Source organism: Kitasatospora brasiliensis (genome assembly GCF_032654805.1).
GTDB classification, from domain to species: Bacteria; Actinomycetota; Actinomycetes; order Streptomycetales; family Streptomycetaceae; genus Kitasatospora; species Kitasatospora brasiliensis.
Genome location: NZ_JAUOOW010000011.1, coordinates 95,903 through 120,445 on the forward strand (window position 1 = coordinate 95,903; position 24,543 = coordinate 120,445).

At 69.5% G+C, this 24,543-nt stretch carries 13 protein-coding genes; 7 read left to right on the plus strand and 6 right to left on the minus strand.

Annotation, left to right across the window (positions count from 1 at the left end):
• Positions 1-27: 27 nt before the first annotated feature.
• The 6 genes from QWJ13_RS33480 to QWJ13_RS33505 all read right to left on the minus strand — a co-directional run bounded on the left by QWJ13_RS33480 (position 28) and on the right by QWJ13_RS33505 (position 8,517).
• Complete coding sequence (locus QWJ13_RS33480; protein ID WP_316529392.1) at positions 28-555, minus strand: thiamine pyrophosphate-binding protein; 528 nt, start codon at positions 553-555, stop codon at positions 28-30.
• Positions 556-586: 31 nt separating this feature from the next.
• On the minus strand, positions 587-2,221 hold the full coding sequence (locus QWJ13_RS33485; protein WP_316529394.1) for a DUF885 family protein: 1,635 nt from the start codon (positions 2,219-2,221) through the stop codon (positions 587-589).
• 22 nt (positions 2,222-2,243) lie between these two features.
• Complete coding sequence (gene asnB / locus QWJ13_RS33490) at positions 2,244-4,064, minus strand: asparagine synthase (glutamine-hydrolyzing) (RefSeq protein WP_316529396.1); 1,821 nt, start codon at positions 4,062-4,064, stop codon at positions 2,244-2,246.
• A gap of 21 nt (positions 4,065-4,085) precedes the next feature.
• Positions 4,086-5,225 (minus strand): GNAT family N-acetyltransferase, encoded by a 1,140-nt coding sequence (locus QWJ13_RS33495; protein WP_316529398.1) that lies wholly within the window; start codon positions 5,223-5,225, stop codon positions 4,086-4,088.
• 18 nt (positions 5,226-5,243) lie between these two features.
• The gene (locus QWJ13_RS33500; RefSeq protein ID WP_316529399.1) at positions 5,244-6,605 is read right to left on the minus strand and encodes a DUF6002 family protein; all 1,362 of its coding nucleotides are present in this window, start codon (positions 6,603-6,605) and stop codon (positions 5,244-5,246) included.
• A 70-nt stretch (positions 6,606-6,675) separates the two neighbouring features.
• Positions 6,676-8,517, minus strand: a complete 1,842-nt coding sequence (locus QWJ13_RS33505; protein WP_316529400.1) for a non-ribosomal peptide synthetase — start codon at positions 8,515-8,517, stop codon at positions 6,676-6,678.
• 364 nt (positions 8,518-8,881) lie between these two features.
• On the opposite strand from QWJ13_RS33505, the gene QWJ13_RS33510 reads away from it, so the two are divergent.
• The 7 genes from QWJ13_RS33510 to QWJ13_RS33540 all read left to right on the plus strand — a co-directional run bounded on the left by QWJ13_RS33510 (position 8,882) and on the right by QWJ13_RS33540 (position 24,514).
• A complete protein-coding gene (locus QWJ13_RS33510) occupies positions 8,882-9,091 on the plus strand; it encodes an MbtH family protein (RefSeq protein WP_316529401.1) in 210 nt (69 codons plus the stop codon).
• A gap of 69 nt (positions 9,092-9,160) precedes the next feature.
• On the plus strand, positions 9,161-19,525 hold the full coding sequence (locus QWJ13_RS33515; RefSeq protein WP_316529403.1) for a non-ribosomal peptide synthetase: 10,365 nt from the start codon (positions 9,161-9,163) through the stop codon (positions 19,523-19,525).
• A gap of 30 nt (positions 19,526-19,555) precedes the next feature.
• Positions 19,556-20,536: a TauD/TfdA family dioxygenase gene (locus tag QWJ13_RS33520; protein ID WP_316529405.1), complete on the plus strand. Its 981-nt coding sequence runs from the start codon at positions 19,556-19,558 to the stop codon at positions 20,534-20,536.
• Positions 20,537-20,574: 38 nt separating this feature from the next.
• Positions 20,575-21,708 carry an acyl-CoA dehydrogenase family protein gene (locus QWJ13_RS33525; RefSeq protein WP_316529407.1) on the plus strand — a complete coding sequence of 378 codons (1,134 nt, stop codon included), beginning with the start codon at positions 20,575-20,577 and terminating at the stop codon, positions 21,706-21,708.
• A gap of 38 nt (positions 21,709-21,746) precedes the next feature.
• Entirely contained in the window at positions 21,747-22,553 is an 807-nt protein-coding gene (locus QWJ13_RS33530; RefSeq protein WP_316529409.1) for an SDR family NAD(P)-dependent oxidoreductase, read from the plus strand.
• Positions 22,554-23,480, plus strand: coding sequence for an LLM class flavin-dependent oxidoreductase (locus QWJ13_RS33535; protein WP_316529411.1), 927 nt, complete (start codon positions 22,554-22,556; stop codon positions 23,478-23,480). It abuts the gene before it with no gap.
• 128 nt (positions 23,481-23,608) lie between these two features.
• Positions 23,609-24,514 carry an AfsR/SARP family transcriptional regulator gene (locus tag QWJ13_RS33540; protein ID WP_316529413.1) on the plus strand — a complete coding sequence of 302 codons (906 nt, stop codon included), beginning with the start codon at positions 23,609-23,611 and terminating at the stop codon, positions 24,512-24,514.
• The last annotated feature ends 29 nt before the right edge of the window (positions 24,515-24,543 follow it).

The following is a 24,543-nucleotide window of genomic DNA, read 5'->3' on the forward strand; positions in this document are numbered from 1 at the left end:
GCCGCTGTCTTGGTCATGGTCATGGTGCTATACCTTCCAGGCGAACTCGTCGGGCCGGACGAGGAATGCGAAGGGCAGACGCTTCTCCTTCACCACGGTGCAGGCCAGTTCCACCTGCCGAGCCGCACCCTCCCCGGTCAGGTACTCGTAGCCGATACCGAGGCCCTCCAGGACGGGCTCGGTGAGCCGACCCATCGCGAGGTTCTCGGTGGTGGCATCCGGGGGTGTGCCGCGCATGCTGACCACCAGCAGCATGGGGATCCGGTACGGCACGACCAGCGAGGCGAGCGCGTTGACCGACTGCCCGAAGCCGGAGTTCTGCATCAGCACCACCGGAGCGGCCCCCGCCAGGCTCGCCCCGGCGGCGACGCCGACGGCATTGTCCTCGCGTGCCACGACGTGGTAGTCGCCGCCTGTCTCCAACAGGGAAAGCAGTGGCGCCAGGACCCCGCACGGAGTCCCGAAGAACGGACCGAAGCCGTTCGCGGTGAGGGCCTCGAACACGGCTGACTCTGAACTGGTCGGGTGCTCTGCCCCGAGTTTCTCGCTTGGCATGTGCATCTCCTTGGAGCTAGTCACGTGTCGGTCACCCGCCGAGCCTTCGGGCCTCGTCCAGGTGGTCGCGGGTGCCGAGGACCTCCCAGCGCTGGAGGGCCAGCGGCACATTTCCCTCCCGCCAGAGCCGGTCGTGGAAGGCGGAAAGACTGAAGGCGGCCCCCTCCCGCTGGGCACTCGCCGTCAGCAGGTCGAGCACCTGGGCCTTTCCCGCCAGGTAGCCCAGGCCCAGGCCGGGCCGACTGGCGTAGAAGGCGGTCTCCTCCCACGCCGTCCGGTGGTCCATCGGGACCAAGTCCGCCAACCGGCCGGCCGCCTCGTCCAGCGTCAGCTCCCCCAGGGCGAGGCCCAGATCGATCTCCACCCGCAGCGCGCGCAGCCTCATGGCGTTGACGATGAACCGCTGACTGGCAGGCGCACCGTCGAACAGGCCGGCTGTCAGCGTGAGCTCCTCCATGTGGAAGGCGACGCCCTCGTTCGCGGCCGAGTCGTAGTAGTGGCGTCGGAGCTGGTTCTCATGCCGTCCGGACAGGGCGAGCTGCCAGGCGTGGACCCCCTCGTGGACGATGCCCACGCGCGGATCGCGGGCCTCGGCCAGCTGGAAGTACGGCAGGTCCGGCCGCGGTTCCGGGATGTAACGCAGCGCGTCCTCGCGCCACCCGTCCGCAGAAGCGGTGTGGTGCTGGACGCCCAGCCAGGTCAGCGGTTCCAGGTAGTCCGGCAGCGGGGCGTTGCGGTAGTGGCGGAGGTCATCGGGCAAGCCGATGACGCCCTCCTTCCGAAGGAACGCCCGGACGTCCTGCTCGTCCGCCCGCTGTCGGCTGATCTGCGCCGCGGTGCCGGCGAGCAGCGGCGGAGAAGGAGCTTCCCCGTGCCTGCCCAGGACGAGTTCGGCCGCCGCCGCACGGGCGTACTCCCGGCGGCCCAGGTCGCGCAGCTGATCCACCGAGTAGGGCAGCAGGGCGACCCGGTGCAGGAAGTAGCCGAACGCCTCACGGCCCGGAGCGAACGCTTCGGTGAAGGTCGGCAGGCGCGCCCTCAGCCACTGGCGGTAGTCGGCCAGGCCCTGCCGCGCGGCAGCCGTGGCGGCGTCCAGCTCCGCTGCCGGCCGCAGCGGCAGTGGGCGGGCGAGCGCGGCCATCGCCGTCCCCAACGCCTCCTCGGCGGTGTCGAGCAGCCGGAGGGCATACTCGGCGAGCGGCGCGGCAGCGTGCCCGGCGAGGTTGTGCTTGCCCTGGGCCAGGACCTCCGGCACCCGGGCCAGCCGGGCCGCGACAGTCCGCGACCGGGACTCGTCGGTCGCGCTGGGGCGCAGCAGGTGGTGATAGACCGGCAGCAGGGCCTGGTCGAGGTAGAAGCCGGGGTTGCGCTGCCAGTCCCGCAGGAGGTGCAGCTCCCAATGCACACGGGCGATCGCCGAGCCCACCAGCTCGGCGTCCACCCGCACCGGCACGGGCTCGGCCGACAGGTCGAGGGCACGGTGGCGACGGGCGAAGCCGGCGAGCGCCCGGATCCGCCCGGCAACCGCCTCCGGCGACCAGTCCGGCAGCCAGTCGTCCGGGCGCTCGACCCGGTTGAGATCGTCGTAGCAGTCGGGCTGGGTGACCTCTCGCCAGGTCCAGAACTCCCCTGCCAGTTTCCGGAGTTCGGCTACTGCTGTGCTCATCGTCGCTCTCCTCGGCTGCCGCTCAGGACGTCAGCGAGACGTTGTAGGTACGCATCCAGCGGTCCACCTCGACCAGCGGGAGCAGCAGGTGCAGGTTGTCCGCCATCGTCATCATCTGCGTTCGGGACGAGGCGAGTTCACGCACCTTGGGGATGTCGAGCAGGTCAGCCAGCGGCGAGGCGCCGCTGTCGAGGACACCGTCGAGCGCGCCGCGCACCTCCTTGGCGTGAGCGGGCGAGAAGGTGGCGGGGAACGCGCTCTTGCGGCGCTGCAGCACCTCCTGCGGAAGCAGGTCAGCGACGGCGGCTCGCAGCAGGCTCTTCTCCCGCCCGTCGGCGACCTTCATCTTCCACGGTACGTTCCACACGTACTCCAGCAGCGTGTGGTCGCAGAAGGGCACCCGTACCTCCAGGCCCAGCGCCATGCTCATGCGGTCCTTGCGGTCCAGCAGGTACAGCAGCGGGCCTTGCAGGCTCAGGTAGAGGACCTCGCGCATCCGGGCCTGCAGACCGGACTCACCGGTGAGCCGGGGCACCCGTGCCCGTAGGGTGGCGTAGCGGTCGCGCTCGTCGTCCTCGGGGCGGATCCGGGCCCGGACGTCGGGCGCGAGGCAGTCGGTCAGCCGGGGCGCGTTGCCGAGCCAGGGGAAGGTGTCGCCCCACACCGTGGCCTGGTCGAAGAACCATGGGTAACCGCCGAAGACCTCGTCGGCGGCCTCCCCGGAGAGCGCCACCGTCGACTGCTCCCGGATCGCCTGGAACAGCAGGTACATGGAGGCATCGAACTGACCGAGGCTGGGCAGATCGCGGGCAGCCAGCGCGGCGGGGACCACCCCCGTCAGCGCCCCCGGGTCCAGCGTGATCGACGTGTGATCGACACCGATGTGTGCGGCGGCGGCCAGGGCGAAGGGAGTGTCCCGTTCCGGACGCAGCGCCGTGGCACGGAAGTCGTCGTCGGCGCCCTGGAAGTCGACCGAGAAGGAGCGCAGCCCCGGCGCGTGGTGCCTGGCCGCCAGGGCCGTCACGGCCGAGGAGTCCAGGCCGCCGGACAGCAGGGTGCACAACGGTACGTCCGCCACCAGCTGGTGGGCGACGGTGTCCTCCAGGATCTCCCGCACCCGGCGCACCGTGGTGGCCTCGTCGTCGAGATGCTCCCGACTGACCAGTCGCCAGTAGGGCGCCTCGTGCGCGCCGGAGCGGTCCACCCGGACCAGGTGTCCTGGCTGCACCTGGCGCAGGTCGGTGTAGGGCGTCTCCCAGGGCATGGCGAGCCTGGGGTTGAACAGGATCGGGAGTTTGTCCTCGCTCGTACGTGCGACGAAGAGCGGGTTCGCGAGGATCGCCTTCGGCTCGGAGGCGAACAGCACTCCCCCGCGGTAGGCGTGGTAGTAGAGCGGCTTGACGCCCAACCGGTCACGGACCAGGAGCAGTTCCTCCCGCGCGGCGTCCCAGATCGCGAAGGCGAACATGCCCGTGAGGTGGTCGACGAAGCCTGTCCCCCACTCCAGGTAGGCGTTGAGGACGACCTCCGTGTCGGAGGCCGTGGCGAAGCGGTGGCCCCGGGCGAGGAGTTGGTCCCGCAGCTCGCGGTAGTTGTACAGCTCGCCGCTGTACGTCATCACCACCGGGGCCTCGCTGCCGCGCCGGTGCGCTGTCATGGGCTGCTTGCCGCCGTCGAGATCGACAATGGCAAGACGGCGGTGGCCGAGTGCCGCGTGCGTGGCGAGCCACAGCCCGTCGGCGTCAGGTCCGCGCCGGTACAGGGTTCCGGTCATGGCCTCCACGGTCGGGAGTTCGGTGGTGAGGTCCCGGGTGAAGTCGATCCAGCCGGCGATGCCGCACATCGTGGTCTCCTTGTTGGCGGGTCAGGGGAGGACGGGGTGTCCGGTGAGGTTCCCGTGGGGGGAGCGGGGCAGGCCGACGAGGAACTCGTCGAGGTCGACAGTCCGGTGGCTGCTGACGCCGGGGCACTCCCAGCGCAGGTCCAGCCGGGCCGGCCGGTCCTGGTCGTGGAAGTAGACGGCTTCGAGTCCCTGGCCGGTCCCCGTCGTCAGCACGGGGTTGGCCGTGAGGAGGTCCCGGACCTCCTCGGTGTCGCGCAGGACTCTCAACACCAGGTTCTTCTCCCGGAAGTGGTTGTCCGGCAGGGCGACCACCGGGTGCATCTTGCGCTTGAACTGGAAGATGCCCTTGCTCAGGAACGGCTCGCAGCCGGAGAGGTCGACCCGGGTCAGGCCGCGTTCGGCGGCCCACTGGAGGATCAGCACGTACATCGCCATGTAGGTGCCCGAGCGGTAGGGCTCCTCGCCGCCGGCCTCGACGCCGGCCAACCGGACGACCAGGGTGCGTCCTTCCAGCCGGCACAGCATCCCCGCCACACGCCGGTCCGACTCGCAGAGGTAGAAGAGCACGCCGCGCCGGAACAGGCAGATACGGGCGCTCTCCCGCTCCTCCGAACGGGCATCGTCGCGGTGCCGGTTCTGCATGGTCGGTAGGTGCATGCCGTCGTAGAAGGAGTCGAAGTCCGCCTCACTAGTGGCCACTTGCAGGGTGCGGGAGCGGGAGCGGAGCTCCCGCACGTGCTGCTGCCGGGCCTTGCGTGAGAGCCGTTGGAGCACCGCAGCCGGATCGCCGCCCACCGGTACCGAGAGGTTGATCCGGAAGGGCAGCAGCAGGCAGTGACGCGGCGGCCGGAGCGGCCTGGCCCGGCTCGGCACGCCGACGGCGAGCAGGTCCGCGTCCCGGGCCGCACGGCCGTCGGCCAGCTCCGCCCAGGTGGTGCGGTGACGGCTCCGGTCCGCCCCGGCGCCGCGGCGCTGCTCGAGGAAGGGCAGTACGTGCGTCAGCCCGTGGGGCAGGCCGCCGTAGGCCAGCACCGGGCCCCGGCCCGCCGGCCGGGACACGGTGACCGAGGGACGGGTCACCGCGTCGGCCAGGCCGTGTGCGCGCACGACGAGCGGGTCGGCGCTGTTGTTCCAGGCGTACCGCCAGTTCGGGGGGATCACCTGTGGCTCACCCCGCCGCTACGCATGCGCGGCCGCGAGCACGGCCCGCGCCAGGTCGTCGACGGTGTCGGCCCGGGTGATGTGCTCCTCGCGCAGCGCCGGGAGGAGCTCATCGCTGTAGTAGCCCGAGCCGTGCACCACGACATCGGTGTCCGAACCGATCAGGCCGCGTTCCCGGGACACGAGCACCCCGGTGAGCGCCTTGACCAGCGACCACTCGCGGATCAGGGCCGGGTCCGCGGCGATCGCGATACCGGCGTTCGCGGCCAGGGCCCGCACCTGCTCGAACCGCTCCAGGCACTCCCGCCGCGAGACCACGATCCCGCCGCCCCCGTGGTGGGCGACGATCCCGTTGATCTGTGCGCGGGTGGGCGGCTCCTTGGTGTAGAAGGTCGAGTCGATCACCTCCTCGGGATCGTCGGTGACGGCCGGGAACTCCAGGGCCGCGTCCTGCCGCCACACACCGGCCGCCTCGTCGTACGTGTAGTCCGGGACCTTCGTGCCGAGCAGGCTGGTGACCATGTCGGCCGTGGCGAGCTGCTGGACCAGATAGAACCCGGGGTGCCGGGCCGGCGCGGCACGACCGGGCAGGCCCTCGGTGAGCAGTTGGTGTCCGAGGTGGTAGCCGAGGAGCCCGAAGGCGCTGGAGACGGAGTGCACGTGCAGGCGCGGCGCGGAGTCGGCGGTGATGGGCATCAGCTCCGCCTCGGCGAAGGCGCGCGCCGCGTCGGCGATCCGGTAGTTGTCGAGGTCGAGCGTGTACCAGATGCGGAAGCCGGTGGTGTCCAGGATCTCGGCGGCGTGGCGCTCCACGACCTCGCTGCTGAGCAGCTTGACGTCGGCTGGTCGGCCGACCCGGGCCAGCACCACGGGGTTGGCCGTGCGGAGGACCTGGTCTCCGGTGAGCGCGCAGTCACGCAGCTTGCTGCGCGAGGCATCGGGAGCGAGCATGACGATGCGCAGCTCATCGGGGGTGGCCAGCCCGGTCGCGTAGGCCCGGGCCACCGCATCGCGCAGGGCCGTCCCCTTGTTGCCGGACGTCGGGGTGAAGAGCAGCACTCGCTCGCCGGTGCGGCGGATGTGCGCCGCCGCGCGCGCGATCATGAGCAGGGAGGCCATCGTCTTGGTCGTCCTGGCACCCGGGTTGCGCATCAGGTCGAGGATGTGGGTCCGCGGGTCCACCTGGGTCAGCCCGATGTCGGTGACACTGGTGAACGCCGCGAAGGAGGCCGGCCGCTCGGTGAGTTCCAGCGGGATCTCCGGAGCGGCGGCCCGCTCGGCGCCGACCTTCCGAGCCGCGGTCCGGATCTCCTCGAAGTACCTGTCGAGCGCGTTGTGCACGACCTGGCCGTTGACGGCCGGCTGGCCTGTTTCGGACATGACGAATCACTCCTTCTGGGGATGATGTTGGGTACCGGTGTTGCTTGACGGGCCGGGTCGCGGCCCGGAATCAGAGATCGGCGGCCGGTGTCGCGGCGATCTCGGCGATGATGGCCCGCTCCACCGCCTGCGCGAGCCCCCGGACGGTGGGCTCGTCGAACAGCGTGCGGAACTCCAGGTCCAGGTCGAACACCTGCCGGAGGCGGGAGACGATCTGCATGGCCCGCAGGGAGTCGCCGCCGAGATCGAAGAACAAGTCGTCGATCCCGATCCGGTCCCGCTCCAGGGCCTCCGCCCAGATGTCGTGGATGATCTGCTGCTGGGGGTTCTGCGGAGGCACCCGGTCGGCGTCCAGATCGAGCAGATCGCCCGGCTGCGGCAGAGCGGCGCGGTCCACCTTGCCGTTCCGGTTGAGCGGGAGAGCGGGAATAGGGACGATCGCACCGGGCACCATGTACGCGGGGAGCCGTTGCCCGATGAACTCACGCAGCGCCGCCCGGTCGGGCGGGGTGCTGCCGGGTACCGGGACCAGGTACGACGTCAGCTGCCAGGTGCCCTCCCCGGACTCCCGGGCGACCGTTACGGCCTCCTGCACATCGGGGTGGCCGAGGAGAGCGTTGTCCACCTCGGCCGGCTCGACACGGTGACCACGGATCTTCACCTGTCCGTCGACCCGCCCGACGAACTCCAGCTCACCGGTGACGGCGCGCCGGACCAGGTCACCGGTGCGGTACATCCGGCTGCCCGGCGGACCGTACGGATCCGGCAGGAACCGCTCGGCCGTCAGGTCGGCGCGCCCGAGGTATCCCCGGTTGACCCCGAGGCCCGCGATGTAGAACTCGCCAGGCTCACCGTCCGGCACCGGATCGAGATGCCCGTCCAGCACGTGCCCGCGCACCCCCGGGATGGGCCTGCCGAGCGGCGGGCTGTCCGGCCAGGCCCCGAGCTCTCCGGTCAAGGTACAGGCGGTGGCCTGGTGCGTCTCGGACGGCCCGTACTGGTTCTCCAGCACCGTACCGTCGAGCAGGGCGAAGAACTTCCTGATCTCCGGGGTCAGTCGCAGCGGTTCTCCCGCGGCCACGATCTCCCGCAGCCGAAGTGACGCGACGGACCGAGGATCCCGTATCGCCGCCCGGGCGAACTGGCGCAGGAAGGAAGGAGAGAGGTACATCCTCTCCACCCCCTCCTCGGCCACCAGGTCGAGCAGAGCCGTCGGGTCCTGCCGGTGCTCCTCCTCCACCAGTACCAGGGAGCCACCGCTGAGCAGGGCACCGAAGATCTCCTGGAGGGAGACGTCGAAGCCGAGCGAGGTGAACTGCAGGAAGACCTGGGGCCCCGGGAGGCGGTTCACCGCCCAGTCGGCGACGTTGGCGATGCTGGCCGAGTGCATCCCGATACCTTTGGGCCGCCCGGTGGAACCCGAGGTGAAGATCACGCACCGCAGTCCGCCCGGGGGGAGGTGGCGCTGCGGACGGGAGGTGGGGAAAGAGCCCAACTCGTCCGCCAGGTCCTCCATCAGCAGCACCGGGACGTCGCAGTCCGGGAGTGCTCCTTCCAGCGCGCTCTCGCTCAACAGGAGCTGCGCCCCTGCCTGTTCCAGCATGGCGGCGCGTCGGGCGGCCGGGTGAGCGGGATCCATCGGCAGGAAGGCACCGCCGGCCTTCAGGACTCCCAGCATGCTCACGAACGCGTCCGGCCGACGGTCCAGACAGATCCCGACGACGCTCTCGGGGCCGACTCCGCGGTCCTGTAAGAGGTGCGCGAGCCGGTTCGACCGCGTATCGAGGTCACCGTACGTCACGCGCTCCGATCCGCTGACGAGTGCGGTGCTCTCGGAGTTGGCCGAGGCGCAATCCTCGAAACGCTCGATGATGTCCACTACGGCTCCTTCTGGGTGTTGCGCTCGAGCCACGAACGATCAGCGCTCGATCAGTCGCCCTGAGCATCAGTGATCGCCGTCAGCAACAACAACACCAACTGAACGAAGTAAGGCCGACAACTCGTCACCTCTGCCTGCACGAGTCCGTACGACGGCTGTCCGTCCCCCCCACTGCACGAAGTCCATCGAGATTTGCCCGACTTCCCTTGCCTGGCAGCGGGACCGCGAAATCTACTGAGGCCTCTGAGCTGCGACGGCACCGAAACCGGTCCGTGCTCGCGGCCTCCGGCAGAGCGACCGGCCGGGTACCGATGCGGTCCCGGCCGACAAGTCGCTCCTCGCATCGACGGCAGCCGTCCGCCACCCGCAGGAATCCCGCACGAGATGAGGATGCGTCATGTCCGAGAGTGACCTCTTGTACAAGGTGGTCGTCAACCACGAGGAGCAGCACTCCATCTGGCCGGCGGACCGGCAGACCCCGGTGGGGTGGTCGGAGGTCGGCGTCACCGGCAGCCGGGAGGTCTGCCTCAGCCACATCCGCGAGGTCTGGCCCGACATCACGCCGCTCAGTGTGCGCCAGGCCTCGCTCGAACGCGCCGAGGCGTAGCCGCACCAGCTCCGGCCAGCAGGACCCGCTCTGAGGAAGCGGGCACCGGTCACACCATCGGAGGGGTCCATGTCGCTCGACAATTCGTCCCAGCTCGCCGCCGCCCAGGCGGAGTTGCTCGCACGCAGGCTGCGCGGCGAACCGTCCGCACGCCGCAGCGTGGAGGCTGCCCTGGTCAGGGAGCCCCGAGGCACGTTCCCTCCGCTGTCGTTCGCACAGCAGCGGCTCTGGTTCCTCGGACAGCTGCACCACGACTCCGTGGCCTACACGACCGCGGAGACCGTGTACCGGGTGCGTGGCGCGTTGGACGTCCCCGCTCTCCGCGAGGCGATCCGTGCCGTCGTCGAGCGTCATCCTCCACTGCGCTCCCGCTTCGCCGCCCTTGACGGCCAGCCCTATGTCGTCGTCGACGAACCGGACGCCATCGCGCTGCACACCGTCGACGTCAGCGGGCACGACGACCCGCTCGCCGCAGCACGGGAGCACGTCACCGCGCAGACGCAGACGCCCTTCGACCTCGCCACCGGCCCGCTGATGCGCGCCACCCTGCTGCGTCTGGCGGCCGACGACCACATCCTCGTCATGACGATCCATCACATCGTCTTTGACGGCTGGTCGACCGGCATCCTCGAACGGGACCTCTCCGCCGCCTACCACGCCGCGACCACGGGGCAGCCCGCCAGCTGGCGAGCGCTCCCTGTCGACTACACCGACTTCGCCAGGTGGCAGCGGCAACACCTCACCCCCGAGCGCCTCGCCAAGCAGCTCGACCACTGGCGAGCCGCGCTCGGTGACGCACCGGCCCTGCTGCAGCTGCCGACCGACAAGCCCCGCCCCGCGAGGCCCAGCCACCGCGGTGCCGTGGTCCGGTTCACCGTCCCCGAGGCCACGGCCACCCGTCTGCGCGCTCTCTCCCGCGCGCACCGCACCACCCTGTTCACGACCACCCTGGCCGCCTACCAGGTCCTGCTCTCGCGCTACGCCCACACCACCGATGTGATCACCGGCTGCCCGTCGGCGGGCCGCGGCCGGACCGAGGTCGAAGACCTCGTGGGCTTCTTCGTCAACACCCTCCCCGTCCGGGCCGACCTCGGTGACAACCCCGGCTTCAGCACACTGCTCCGGCGTACCCGCACGGCCACCCTGGACGCCTTCGCCAACCAGGACCTCCCGTTCCAGCACCTCGTGGAGGAGCTCGCACCCACCCGCGACCTCAGCCACAACCCGCTGGTACAGGCGTGGTTCGATCTCTCGGTGCCGACCGACCGCTTCACCCTCGGCGTGGCCACGGCCGAACGGATCCGCCTCCGAGAGCTGCCGACCAACTTCGACCTGGTACTGCACCTGATGGACCGTGGTGACGCGGGTCTGACCGGTGAACTCCTGTACGCCACCGATCTTTTCGACGAACCCACGGTGACCCGTTTCGCCGAGCACTACACTCGCCTGCTCGCCGCCGTCGCCGACGACCCCGACCAACCGGTCGCGGCGCTCGACATCACCGACCCGGTGGAGACCCGCCGGCTCCTCCAGGTGGACACCGGCAACGGACAGCCACCCCGCCACACCACCGTGGTGGCCGGGTTCGAGGAGCAGGTGCAACGGACCCCCGACGCCACGGCCCTGATCGATGGTCACCGGTCGGTCAGTTACGCCGAGCTCAACTCCCACGCCAACCGGCTCGCCCGCCGGCTCCTGACTCGAGGAGTCCGCCCCGACCAGGCCGTCGGCCTCCTCCTTCCGCGCGGCGCCGACTTCGTCATCGCGCTCATCGCAGTCCTCAAGGCCGGCGCCGGCTACCTTCCGCTCGACCCCGAACACCCTGCGGACCGCATCGCCTACATGCTCGGGGACGCGCGTGCCCGCTTCCTGGTCACCGACGGCCTGCGCGACCACCTCGTGCCGGCGGGGCTGCGCACGGTGGTACCGGACCAGGCCGACCCCGAGCCGGCCGATCCGGTCACCTCGGCCGATCCCGTCACGGCGGTCGGGCCCGAACACCTCTGCTACGTCATCTACACCTCCGGCTCGACCGGGCGCCCCAAGGGCGTCGCCATGGCCCACCTCCCGCTGGCCCAGCTGATCGAGTGGCAGATCGACCGCACCACCGTCACCGGGCCCACCCTCCAGTTCGCCAGCCTCAACTTCGACGCGGCCTTCCAGGAGCTGTTCACCACCCTGTTGAGCGGCGGCTCCCTGGTCCTGATCAGCGAGCAGGACCGGCGCGATCCCGCCCGGGTCCTGGCGGTCATTCGCGAGAACGGCGTCGAGCGGCTGTTCTGTCCTCCCATGGTCCTGGAACAACTCGCCACCCAGGCGGCCGCCGAGGGGGCGGTGCCGCCGTCCCTCCGAGAGATCATCACCGCAGGCGAGCGGCTCTCCCTGAGCACGGAGGTCCGGGCGTTTCTCTCCCAACTGCCGGGCGTCGTGCTGGAGAACCAGTGCGGACCGACGGAGACGCACGCGTTGACGGCCCATCTGATGGCCGGAGCACCGACGCAGTGGCCCACCCGGCCGCCGATCGGCAGGCCGATCCTCCCCGCCCGTGTCCATCTGCTCGACGAGCAGCTGGGGCTCGTCCCGGTCGGGGTGCCCGGCGAGCTGTACGCGAGCGGGCGGCTGGCCTGGGGCTACGTGGGCCGTCCCGACCTCACCGCGGAGCGGTTCCTCCCCGATCCGTTCACCGACGAGCCCGGCGGGCGCATGTACCGCACCGGCGATCTGGCACGTTGGCGGACGGACGGGACACTGGAGTTCCTCGGTCGGACGGACGACCAGGTGAAGATCCGCGGCTACCGTGTGGAGCCGGCCGAGACGGAGGCCCGTCTCAGGGAACTGCCCAGGATCTCGGAGGCGGCCGTCCTGCCGGTCGAGGTGGTTCCCGGCGACCGGCGGCTCGTCGCCTACTTCACCACGACCGACGGGACTCCCCGAGCGGCGGCCGAGCTGCGCGCGCTGCTGACCGAGTCGCTGCCGGACTACATGGTGCCGGCCCACTACGTCCAGTTGGCGAAGCTCCCGCTCACCACCACCGGCAAACTCGACCGGTCCGCCCTGCAGCGCACGGCGCTCCCCGAGCACAAGCTGGAGCCTGACTCCCGGGCCCCGCGCAACCCGCAGGAGGAGCTCCTCGCCGGGCTGTTCGCAGACCTCCTCGGCCTGCAGCACGTCGGTGTCGACACCGGCTTCTTCGACCTCGGCGGCCACTCACTACTGGCAGCCAAGCTGATCTCGCGGGTCAGGTCGGCTCTCGGTGTCGAGCTGGGGATCCGCGATCTGTTCGAGCACCCCACGGTGGCCGGCCTGGCCACCCGGGTGAACCTCGCCGGCGAGTCCCGCCCCGCACTCGTCCGCACCACCGAACGCCCCGCGGTACTCCCCCTGTCGGCAGCGCAACGCCGCGTCTGGTTCCTCAACCGGATCAGTCAGCAGGCCGACTACAACGTGCCGCTGGCCGTCCGCCTGCGCGGAGCACTGGACCTGGACGCGCTGCGCGCCGCGCTCACCGACGTGGTCACCCGGCACGAAGCCCTGCGGACCGTCTTCCCCGAGACCGACGGCGAGCCCTGCCAGCACGTCCTGCCCCCCGAGTCCGCCACCGTCACCCTCGACGTCCTCCCCTGCAACCCCGAGGACCTGGCCGACAACCTGGCCGAACTCGCCGTCCGCGAGTTCGACCTCGCCACCGAACTCCCTCTCCGCGCCGCCCTCTACCAACTGGCCGAGAACGAACAGGTCCTGGCCGTGGTGGTCCACCACATCGCCACCGACGGCTGGTCCACCGACGTACTCCGGTCCGACCTCGCCACCGCCTACACCGCCCGGAGCAACGGCCAGGACCCCCAACTCGCCCCGCCCGCCGTGCAGTACGCCGACTTCACCCTCTGGCAGCACCACCTGCTCGGCGACGACCAGGACCCCGACAGCCTCATCTCACGCCAGCTCGCCTTCTGGCACGAGCAACTCGCCGACCTGCCCGCGGAACTGGAACTCCCCTACGACCGGCCCCGGCCCCCGGTCGCCAGCAACGAAGGCGGCTTCGTCCCCGTCACCATCGACGAGAAACTCCACACCCGACTCGTCGAACTCGCCAGGGAACACGACTGCACCCTGTTCATGGTGCTGCACGCCGCACTCGCCGTGCTCCTCTCACGCCTGGGCGCCGGCCAGGACATCCCGATCGGCGCACCCGTCGCCGGCCGCAGCGACGAAGCACTCGACGACCTGATCGGGTTCTTCATCAACGCAGTGGTACTGCGCACCGACCTCTCCGGCGACCCGACCTTCACCGAACTCCTCGACCGGGTCAAGAACTCGGACCTCGCCGCCTACGAGCACCAGGACACCCCCTTCGAGCGCGTCGTCGAAGCACTCAACCCCGACCGCTCCCTCGCCCGCCACCCGCTCTTCCAAGTACTGCTGCAACTCGACGAGACTCCGCCGAGCCGCCCGACGTTGGCGAACCTGACCGACGATGACGAGCCGGTCCGTTTCGCGGTGTCCAAATTCGACCTGCGCCTGGGCCTGGTGGACCAACGCGACACCACCGGCACCCCCACCGGCATCACCGGCACCCTCGAATACGCCACCGACCTCTTCGACCACACCACCGTCGAAACGCTCGCCACCCGCCTCCACCTCCTCCTCCCCCAACTCGCCACCCACCCCCACCGACGCATCAGCGAACCAGACCTCCTCTCACCCCAGGAACGCCACCAGATCCTCGTCGACTGGAACAACACCGACACCCCGACAAGCGAACAGACCGTCCCCCAACTCTTCGAAACCCACGCCGCCCACACACCCGACAACCCCGCCGTCGTCACCGCCCACGACACCCTCACCTACCGCGAACTCAACTCCCGCGCCAACCAACTCGCCCACCGACTCACCGAACTCGGCGCCGCACCCGAACACCTCATCGCCGTCGCCCTCCCCCAGACCACCGACCTCCTCATCGCACTCCTCGCCATCCTCAAAACCGGCGCCGGCTACCTCCCCCTCAACCCCACCCAACCCGCCGACCGCCTCGCCGCAGTACTCCGCGCCGCCACCCCCACACTCACCCTCACCAGCACCAACCTCGCCCACCAAGTCCCCGGACCCAACACCCTCCTCCTCGACGACCCCCACCACACCGCCACCATCGAGAACCAACCCGACACCAACCTCCGACACCGGCCCGCACCCGCCAACCCCGCCTACGTCATCTACACCTCCGGCTCCACCGGCGAACCCAAGGGCGTGGTGATCGAACACCGCTCCCTCAGCCTCTACCTCGCCTGGGCCCGCCACGCCTACCCCGCCATGCACGGACAGGCACTCGTCCACTCCCCCATCGCCTTCGACCTCACCGTCACCGGCATCTGGGGCCCCCTCACCAGCGGCGGCCAGGTCCACCTCGTCACCCTCGACGACCAAGGACCCACCCCCCACCAGCCCACCTTCGTCAAAGCCACCCCCTCACACCTCGCACTCTTCGACCTCCTCCCCGACGAGTACGCCCCCACCCAGCAACTCGTCCTCGGCGGTGAGCTCCTGCTCGGTGCCGCACTCGACGAATGGCGCACCCGCCACCCCCACGTCACCGTGATGAACGAGTACGGCCCCACCGAGACGACCGTCGGCTGCGCCGAGTTCCGCATCGCGCCCGGCGACCCCGTCCCCACCGGCGCCATCACCATCGGCCGGCCGATCTGGAACACCCGCTGGTACATCCTCGACACCAGCCTCAACCCCGTACCACCAGGCGTCACCGGCGAACTCTTCATCAGCGGCGGCCTCCTCGCCCGCGGCTACCTCAACCAACCCGACCTCACCGCGGAACGGTTCCTCCCCGACCCCTTCACCGACGAGCCCGGCGCACGCATGTACCGCACCGGAGACCTGGTCAGCTGGCGCCCGGACGGCCAGGTCGACTTCATCGGACGAGCCGACGACCAGGTCAAGGTCCGCGGCTTCCGCATCGAACTCGGCGAGGTCGAAGCCGTCATCGCCGCACAACCCGGCATCACCGCAGCCGCCGCCACCGTCATCGACAACACCCTCGTCGGCTACGCCGTCCCCGCCACCGGCCAGCCCCTCGACACCCACGCCCTGCGCACCCAACTCGCCCGCACACTGCCCGAGTACATGCTCCCCACCACCTTCGTCACCCTCGACCGGCTCCCCCTGACGAAGAACGGGAAACTCGACCGCCGAGCACTCCCCCACCCCGCACCCACCACCACCGGCACGCCCCACCACGCCCCCCGCACCCCCACCGAACAGACCCTCAGCCACCTCTTCACCCAAACCCTCAACCTCACCCACATCAACACCGACGACAACTTCTTCGACCTCGGCGGCCACTCACTACTGGCAGCCAAGCTGATCTCGCGGGTCAGGTCGGCTCTCGGTGTCGAGCTGGGGATCCGCGATCTGTTCGAGCACCCCACGGTGGCCGGCCTGGCCACCCGGGTGAACCTCGCCGGCGAGTCCCGCCCCGCACTCGTCCGCACCACCGAACGCCCCGCGGTACTCCCCCTGTCGGCAGCGCAACGCCGCGTCTGGTTCCTCAACCGGATCGGACAGGGAGCCGACTACAACGTGCCGCTGGCCGTCCGCCTGCGCGGAGCACTGGACCTGGACGCGCTGCGCGCCGCGCTCACCGACGTGGTCACCCGGCACGAAGCCCTGCGGACCGTCTTCCCCGAGACCGACGGCGAGCCCTGCCAGCACGTCCTGCCCCCCGAGTCCGCCACCGTCACCCTCGACGTCCTCCCCTGCAACCCCGAGGACCTGGCCGACAACCTGGCCGAACTCGCCGTCCGCGAGTTCGACCTCGCCACCGAACTCCCTCTCCGCGCCGCCCTCTACCAACTGGCCGAGAACGAACAGGTCCTGGCCGTGGTGGTCCACCACATCGCCACCGACGGCTGGTCCACCGACGTACTCCGGTCCGACCTCGCCACCGCCTACACCGCCCGGAGCAACGGCCAGGACCCCCAACTCGCCCCGCCCGCCGTGCAGTACGCCGACTTCACCCTCTGGCAGCACCACCTGCTCGGCGACGACCAGGACCCCGACAGCCTCATCTCACGCCAGCTCGCCTTCTGGCACGAGCAACTCGCCGACCTGCCCCCGGAACTGGAACTCCCCTACGACCGGCCCCGGCCCCCGGTCGCCAGCAACGAAGGCGGCTTCGTCCCCGTCACCATCGACGAGAAACTCCACACCCGACTCGTCGAACTCGCCAGGGAACACGACTGCACCCTGTTCATGGTGCTGCACGCCGCACTCGCCGTGCTCCTCTCACGCCTGGGCGCCGGGCAGGACATCCCGATCGGCGCACCCGTCGCCGGCCGCAGCGACGAAGCACTCGACGACCTGATCGGGTTCTTCATCAACACACTGGTACTGCGCACCGACCTCTCCGACGACCCGACCTTCACCGAACTCCTCGACCGGGTCAAGGACTCGGACCTCGCCGCCTACGAGCACCAGGACACCCCCTTCGAGCGCGTCGTCGAAGCACTCAACCCCGACCGCTCCCTCGCCCGCCACCCGCTCTTCCAAGTCATGCTGCAACTCGATGAAGTCGGGACCAGTGGTCTGGAGCTTCCCGGTCTGTGCACCACCCAGGAACCGGTCCGTTTCGCGGTGTCCAAATTCGACCTGCGCCTGGACCTGGTGGACCAACGCGACACCACCGGCACCCCCACCGGCATCACCGGCACCCTCGAATACGCCACCGACCTCTTCGACCACACCACCGTCGAAACACTCGCCACCCGCCTCCACCTCCTCCTCCCCCAACTCGCCACCCACCCCCAGCGACGCATCAGCGAACCAGACCTCCTCTCACCCCAGGAACGCCACCAGATCCTCGTCGACTGGAACAACACCGACACCCCGACAACCGAACACACCGTCCCCCAACTCACCGAACAGACCGTCCCCCAACTCTTCGAAACCCACGCCGCCCACACACCCGACAACCCCGCCGTCGTCACCGCCCACGACACCCTCACCTACCGCGAACTCAACTCCCGCGCCAACCAACTCGCCCACCGACTCACCGAACTCGGCGCCGCACCCGAACACCTCATCGCCGTCGCCCTCCCCCAGACCACCGACCTCCTCATCGCACTCCTCGCCATCCTCAAAACCGGCGCCGGCTACCTCCCCCTCAACCCCACCCAACCCGCCGACCGCCTCGCCGCAGTACTCCGCGCCGCCACCCCCACACTCACCCTCACCAGCACCAACCTCGCCCACCAAGTCCCCGGACCCAACACCCTCCTCCTCGACGACCCCCACCACACCGCCACCATCGAGAACCAACCCGACACCAACCTCCGACACCGGCCCGCACCCGCCAACCCCGCCTACGTCATCTACACCTCCGGCTCCACCGGCGAACCCAAGGGCGTGGTGATCGAACACCGCTCCCTCAGCCTCTACCTCGCCTGGGCCCGCCACGCCTACCCCGCCATGCACGGACAGGCACTCGTCCACTCCCCCATCGCCTTCGACCTCACCGTCACCGGCATCTGGGGCCCCCTCACCAGCGGCGGCCAGGTCCACCTCGTCACCCTCGACGACCAAGGACCCACCCCCCACCAGCCCACCTTCGTCAAAGCCACCCCCTCACACCTCGCACTCTTCGACCTCCTCCCCGACGAGTACGCCCCCACCCAGCAACTCGTCCTCGGCGGTGAGCCCCTGCTCGGTGCCGCACTCGACGAATGGCGCACCCGCCACCCCCACGTCACCGTGATAAACGAGTACGGCCCCACCGAGACGACCGTCGGCTGCGCCGAGTTCCGCATCGCGCCCGGCGACCCCGTCCCCACCGGCGCCATCACCATCGGCCGGCCGATCTGGAACACCCGCTGGTACATCCTCGACACCAGCCTCAACCCCGTACCACCAGGCGTCACCGGCGAACTCTTCATCAGCGGCGGCCTCCTCGCCCGCGGCTACCTCAACCAACCCGACCTCACCGCGGAACGGTTCCTCCCCGACCCCTTCACCGACGAGCCCGGCGCACGCATGTACCGCACCGGAGACCTGGTCAGCTGGCGCCCGGACGGCCAGGTCGACTTCATCGGACGAGCCGACGACCAGGTCAAGGTCCGCGGCTTCCGCATCGAACTCGGCGAGGTCGAAGCCGTCATCGCCGCACAACCCGGCATCACCGCAGCCGCCGCCACCGTCATCGACAACACCCTCGTCGGCTACGCCGTCCCCGCCACCGGCCAACCCCTCGACACCCACGCCCTACGCACCCAACTCGCCCGCACACTGCCCGAGTACATGCTCCCCACCACCTTCGTCACCCTCGACCGGCTCCCCCTGACGAAGAACGGGAAACTCGACCGCCGAGCACTCCCCCACCCCGCACCCACCACCACCGGCACGCCCCACCACGCCCCCCGCACCCCCACCGAACAGACCCTCAGCCACCTCTTCACCCAAACCCTCAACCTCACCCACATCAACACCGACGACAACTTCTTCGACCTCGGCGGCCACTCACTACTGGCAGCCCGTCTCATCGCAAAAGCCAGGTCGAAGGGGCTACGGCTCGGTATCCAGGATCTCTTCAACGCACCGACGGTGGCCGGCCTCGCACGGCGCCTCGGGTCGGACAACGACCACGACTCGCTCGCTGTGCTGCTTCCACTGCGGGCCGGCTCCAGTCGGACGCCTCTGTTCTGCGTCCACCCGGGTGCCGGCATCGGCTGGACGTACTCGGCCCTGTTGAGCCGGCTCGACCAGGACCAACCGGTGTATGCCTTGCAGGCGCATGCCGTCCGCAACCCTGGCGAACTGCCGCAGAGCGTCGAGGAGATGGCTGCGGACTACGTCGAGCAGATCCGCTCGGTCCAGCCCACGGGTCCCTATCAGCTGCTCGGCTGGTCCTTCGGTGCGGTCATCGCCCATGCCATGGCGGTCCACTTGCAGAACGAGGGCGAGCAGGTGGCACTGCTGGCGCTGCTGGACAACGACCCCACCGAGGTGGACGCCGAACAGGAGCTCAGTGAGGCTGCTGTTCTCAACGAACTCCTGGCCTCCCTCGGCCACCCGGAGGTTGTGCCCGACGGAACGTCACTGGACCTCCAGGACTTCGTCCGCCTGGCGAGCACCGGCGACGGCCCGTTGGCCGGCCTCGACCGGCAGACGATCTCGGCACTCGGCCAGGCGTTCGTCGGCCACCGCGATCTGGCCCGCAGGCACCGGCCGGCGGTCTACCAGGGCGACGCGGTGCTGTTCCGCGCAACGCTCACCCGTGCGGACGACCTCACCGACGCCTGGCAGCCGTTCGTCGCAGGCACGCTGACGGAGCACGAGATCGCCTGCGCGCACGGGGACATGATGCACAGCCGGCCTGCCGCCGAGATCGCGTCGGTGCTCATCTCGCGGCTGGTCGATCAGCCGAAAGCCTGACCCCTCAATTCCACGATCTTGGGAGGAACCATGTCGAGCACTGCACAGCTTGTGTCGGACGAAGCCGTCCTGATGCTCTCCACAGCGGAGGCGGCGGAGATCGACCAAGTGGCCCGGCACCTGGTGACGGTGTCGGACCGGATCGACGATGCCTGGGTGAGCGCCGCGCGGAGCGCCTGGGAGACGCTGCCGATCGCGTTCCGCCGGCGAGTGCGCGAGTTCCGGCGCGACAGCGGCTCGGGGGGATCCCTGGTGGTCCGCGGGCTGCTGGTGGACAACGAGCACCTGCCGCCCACGCCGTCGGTCGGCGGCTCGGTTCAGCAGGTCGCCACTGCGCCTGCGGCCCTGTTGTTGATGACGGCCTGCGGGCTCGGCGACCCGACCGCCTTCCTGGCCGAGAAGTCCGGTGCACTGGTCCAGGATGTGGTTCCGGTACCCGGGCAGGAGGAGTTCCAGGGAAACGCCGGTTCCGTGGATCTGATGATGCACAACGAGAACGCGTTTCATCCGCACCGGCCGGACTACGTGCTGCTCCTCTGCCTGCGGCCGGACCACGAGCAGATCGCCGGCTTGCGGGCGGCGTCGGTCCGCCAGGCCCTGCCACTGCTGTCCGCAGAGACCCGCGAGGCGCTCTCCCGCCCGGAGTTCAGCACGCAGGCACCCCCGTCGTTCGGCACGGCCGGCGGCGTCGTGCCAAACCACGCGGTCCTGACGGGCGACGTGACCGACCCTGACGTGCGGGTGGACTTCGCCGCCACCACCGGCCTGACCCCGGCCGCGCGAGGGGCACTGGTCTCCCTCGCCACGGCTCTGGACGAAGTCTCCCGGACCGTCCGGCTGGTGGCGGGTGACCTCGCCATCGTCGACAACCGGATCTGCCTGCACGGCCGGACCTCCTTCAAGCCGCGGTACGACGGCCAGGACAGGTGGGTCCAACGGATCTTCGCCGTGACCGATCTGCGTCGCTCGCGGCACCGCCGTCCCTCCGACGGTTACGTGTTGGCCCGATAGCAGACCCCAGCACCACTTCAGGGACGAGGGAGCAAAGAATGAACTGGCCGACAGACGTGAACCCGCGAGACGAGCTGTTGCCCGATCTCGGAGAGATGCTGGCCACCTTGCAGCGGGAAGCCGCGGACGACGGGGCCGGGCGGCCGAGTGACGACGCCCTGCTCAGTCTGCACACCGGTGGTGTCCTGCGGCTGCCGATCCCGGTCGAGTACGGCGGGCTCGGCGGCTCCTGGGAGGCCGTGAACAGGGTGGTCACCGCACTGGCTCGGGTGGATGCCTCGGTGGCGATCATCACGTTCCTGCACTACGCGTCCGTCAGCCGGATCATGGGCTGGGGTACGACCGAGCAGAAGAAGCGGCTGCTCTCCGCCGTGGCACTCGAAGGGTCGATCATCGCTTCGTCCTGGAGCGAACCCGGATCCGACGCGGCGAAGCAGCACATCGCGACATCAGCGCAGGCCCGCGCCCATGGTGGCTGGAGGCTCAGCGGCGCGAAATCGTTCACCACCGGAGCGGGCGTCGCCAGTCTCTACCTGGTGCTCGCCCGGACCAGCGAGGCCGAAGGGGCTTCGGGAAGCTACGGGCAGACCAATCAGGGCATCTTCGTTGTCGATGCCGCCCAGCCGGGCTTTGTGATCGACGGCACCCTGGATCTGGTGGGCATGCGGCGCTCAGCCACCGGCCTGATCCGGTTGGACTCGTACCCGACGGGGCCGGACGACATGCTGGCACACTCGGTCGACACCCCCGCGCTGATCGGGTACCCACACACACTGGGACTCACCCTTGGCGCTGTCGCCCTCGGAATCGCCGAGCGGGCGTACGACATCGCCCTCGAGACCGCACGGAGCCGGTCCCTCCTGGACAGTCCGCTCCATCGGCACCATGTCTTCCAGCTCGGCTCACGCCTGGCCGCGGTCCGCGGCGTGGTCGAGGCGGCCACCAGGCCGAGCCCCGACTGCACCGCGGCCGCTCTGACGGCCAAGGTCTTCGCCTCGGAGGAGGCCGAGGCGATCTGCCGGGGAGCGCAGGAGATGGCCGGCAGCGCCGGCCTCTCGCAGGGGCACCCGCTGAACCGGCTCGCCCAGGACGCCCGCGCGATCACGCTGATGGGACCGCCCAACTATCTGTGCCGCGACCTCGTCACCTGGCGCTTGGGCTCGCCCAGCTGAACCGGCTTCCAGCCCCTAGACAACGAGGAACAGCAACGATGAGCACCCCCCGACCGGAGTCGGCCGGCCCGAACGCGCTCGTGACCGGTGCGACGAGCAGCGTCGGCCTGGCCGTGGCCATGGCGCTGGGAAAAGCCGGCCACCGGGTGTTCATCTGCGGCCGCAACTCCGACACGATCGGCGCGGCCCTCGACGAGCTCCGGGTCCACAACATCACAGCCGACGGCATACCGGCTGATGTCCGTTCCCCGGAGCAGGTCACGCGGCTCGTCCAGGCCGCGGCCAACCGCTACGGCCCGATCCGGGTGCTCGTCAACAATGCGGGCCGCTGCGACGACACGGTCGCCGTCATGGACGACGACCTCCTGCTGGATGTCATCGACAGCAATCTGCACAGCGTCCTGCGGGTCAGCCGGGAGGTACTCACCGCGGGCGGGATGGTCGGGGCCGGACACGGACGGATCATCAACATCACCTCCACCGGCAGGAGACAGGGCGCGCTCGGCAGAGCGCCCTTCACGGTGTCAGGGACCGGGGTGATGAGCTTCACCAGATCCCTGGGGCAGGAGATGGCCGCCTCCGGGATCACCGTCAACGCCGTCTGTCCCGGTCATCACCAGGACTCGATGGCCCAGCGGATCGACCAGACCTACGCCCGGGTGTGGGGAGCGCCGGCCGGACCTGCCGAGGCGCTTCCCACCCGAGGCCGCCGCCCGGCACCCGAGGAGGTGGCCGGCCTGGTCGGCTACCTGGCTTCCGCGGCTGCCGCCTCCATCACTGCACAGACCATCCATCTCTGCGGCGGTGTCGACACCGACTGCACGCGCCTGCCAAGGAGCATCTGAGTGTCCGGGCCCATCCACACCACACCGACCGAGCCGAACGCCCCGCGTATCGGAGCCGTCGTCCTGCCCGAGTACGACTGGGAACAGACACGGCTGATCTGGACCGGTCTGGAGGACCTGGGCCTCCACCACGCCTGGACCTATGATCATCACTCCTGGCGGAGCCTGAGCGATGCCCCGTGGTACGACGCACTGACCACGTTGACCGCAGTCGCCTGCGTCACCAGCCGGATCGAGATCGGCACGCTGGTGTCGTCGCCCAACTTCCGGCACCCGGCGGTGCTGGCGAAACAGGTGATGACGCTGGACCAGGTCTCGAACGGCCGCTTCGCCTTCGGCATCGGAGCCGGTGCACCAGGGAACGACGCACAGTTGCTGGGGCTGTCCGAACTCTCCGCAGGTCAGCGCGCGGACCGTTTCGAGGAGTTCGTCGAGCTGTCGGATCTGCTCCTTCGCCAACCGACGACGAACTACCGAGGTGCCTTCTTCGAGGCCGTCGAAGCCCGCATGATTCCCGGCTGTGTCCAGCTGCCCAGGGTCCCGTTCGCCATCGCGGCGGCCGGCCCGCGAGGCATGCGACTCGCCGCCCGCTACGCCGCCCGGTGGGTCACCATCGGTGACGCCAGGCAACCGGGCGAGCGGAGCGAGGAGGAGAGCTGGCACCTGCTCGAACGGCAGATCTCCCGGCTTGCGGATGCCTGCAAGGAGGTGGGACGAGAACCGTCGGACATCGGCAAGCTGGTCAACGTGAGCAGGATCGTCGAGACCCCGTACGCCTCACCGGCGAGGTTCGTCGACGTGATCGGCCGCTGCCACGACCTCGGCTTCACTGACGTGGTCATCAACTTTCCGCGCCAGACGGGCGTGTTCAGCGGGGACCGGACCGACTTCGAGCGGGCGGTGTCAGCGGCCCTGGAGGCCTTCTGACTGTTCAGAGAACGTGTACGTTCCCTCCGCGGGTCTCCCCTGAGAGCACTTGTCATGTGTAAGATCAACGCGATCCGGAAGCATGAGGCCCCTGATGGATTACCTCCATACTCGATAAGCCTGGCTTCGTGGATACCGAAAAGAGTTCGCTCATATCGGCCGGCACGTCGAATCTGCGGGGGGGCAGGATGAATTTCAAGGTTCTCGGGCCATTATTCGTGGGCAGCGACAGCGGGGTGCAGTACGCTCCGACTGCACCGAAGCCTCGCCAACTCCTCGCCCTTCTGACACTGAACGCCAATCAAGTGGTCTCCACTGCAATGTGCGTGGATGAACTCTGGGGGTCGAGGCCGCCCCTCAGGGCAGTCTCGACGGTCCAGACCTACATCATGCAGATTCGGCGGGCTCTGCGGAGCATTCCCAACGAATCAGATGCGCCCGATGCGCGACTACACACGCGACACCAGGGGTATCAACTGGTCGTCGCCCGGGACGAGTTCGATCTCCTCCGGTTCATGGACCAGGTATTCACCGCGCGACAACACCTCGCGGCCGAGAACCACGCGCGCAGCGCAGCCCTCCTGCGCGGAGCGCTGCGATCCTGGGAGGAGCCGGCCCTGGTCGACATCCAGGCCGGTCCGCTGATCTCGATGCATCTGGCTCGGCTTCACGAGCTCCGCTTCAACACCTTGGAGCAACGCATTGAATCCGAGCTGCGCATCGGAATGCACCATGAACTCATCGGCGAACTCCTCGGACTGGTGAAGGAGTACCCCGCCCATGAGAACCTGCACGCACAACTGATCGTCGCACTTCACCGGTCCGGCCGCCGGGCACAGGCTCTGCAGGCGTACCGGAACCTGCGCCAGGTACTCGTCGAGGAACTCGGCCTCGAACCATCCGTACGGACTGAGGCCCTGCACCGCGCCGTGCTCACCGAAGATCCGATCCTCGACCTTCCACGCTCACAGTCGCACGCCCCCGTACGGTCACTCGACCTGCTGGACGACACTGCGCTTTCGGCGGCGCACTGACGCCGCCGAAGCCACTGCGGCGAGAACCG

Excerpts from the sequence above, each read along its gene's own strand:
- QWJ13_RS33480 (WP_316529392.1), bottom strand. The coding sequence starts at position 555 with ATGCCAAGCGAGAAACTCGGGGCAGAGCACCCGACCAGTTCAGAGTCA.
- QWJ13_RS33485 (WP_316529394.1), bottom strand. The coding sequence starts at position 2,221 with ATGAGCACAGCAGTAGCCGAACTCCGGAAACTGGCAGGGGAGTTCTGG.
- asnB (WP_316529396.1), bottom strand. The coding sequence starts at position 4,064 with ATGTGCGGCATCGCCGGCTGGATCGACTTCACCCGGGACCTCACCACC.
- QWJ13_RS33500 (WP_316529399.1), bottom strand. The coding sequence starts at position 6,605 with ATGTCCGAAACAGGCCAGCCGGCCGTCAACGGCCAGGTCGTGCACAAC.
- QWJ13_RS33510 (WP_316529401.1), top strand. The coding sequence starts at position 8,882 with ATGTCCGAGAGTGACCTCTTGTACAAGGTGGTCGTCAACCACGAGGAG.
- QWJ13_RS33515 (WP_316529403.1), top strand. The coding sequence starts at position 9,161 with ATGTCGCTCGACAATTCGTCCCAGCTCGCCGCCGCCCAGGCGGAGTTG.
- QWJ13_RS33520 (WP_316529405.1), top strand. The coding sequence starts at position 19,556 with ATGTCGAGCACTGCACAGCTTGTGTCGGACGAAGCCGTCCTGATGCTC.
- QWJ13_RS33525 (WP_316529407.1), top strand. The coding sequence starts at position 20,575 with ATGAACTGGCCGACAGACGTGAACCCGCGAGACGAGCTGTTGCCCGAT.
- QWJ13_RS33530 (WP_316529409.1), top strand. The coding sequence starts at position 21,747 with ATGAGCACCCCCCGACCGGAGTCGGCCGGCCCGAACGCGCTCGTGACC.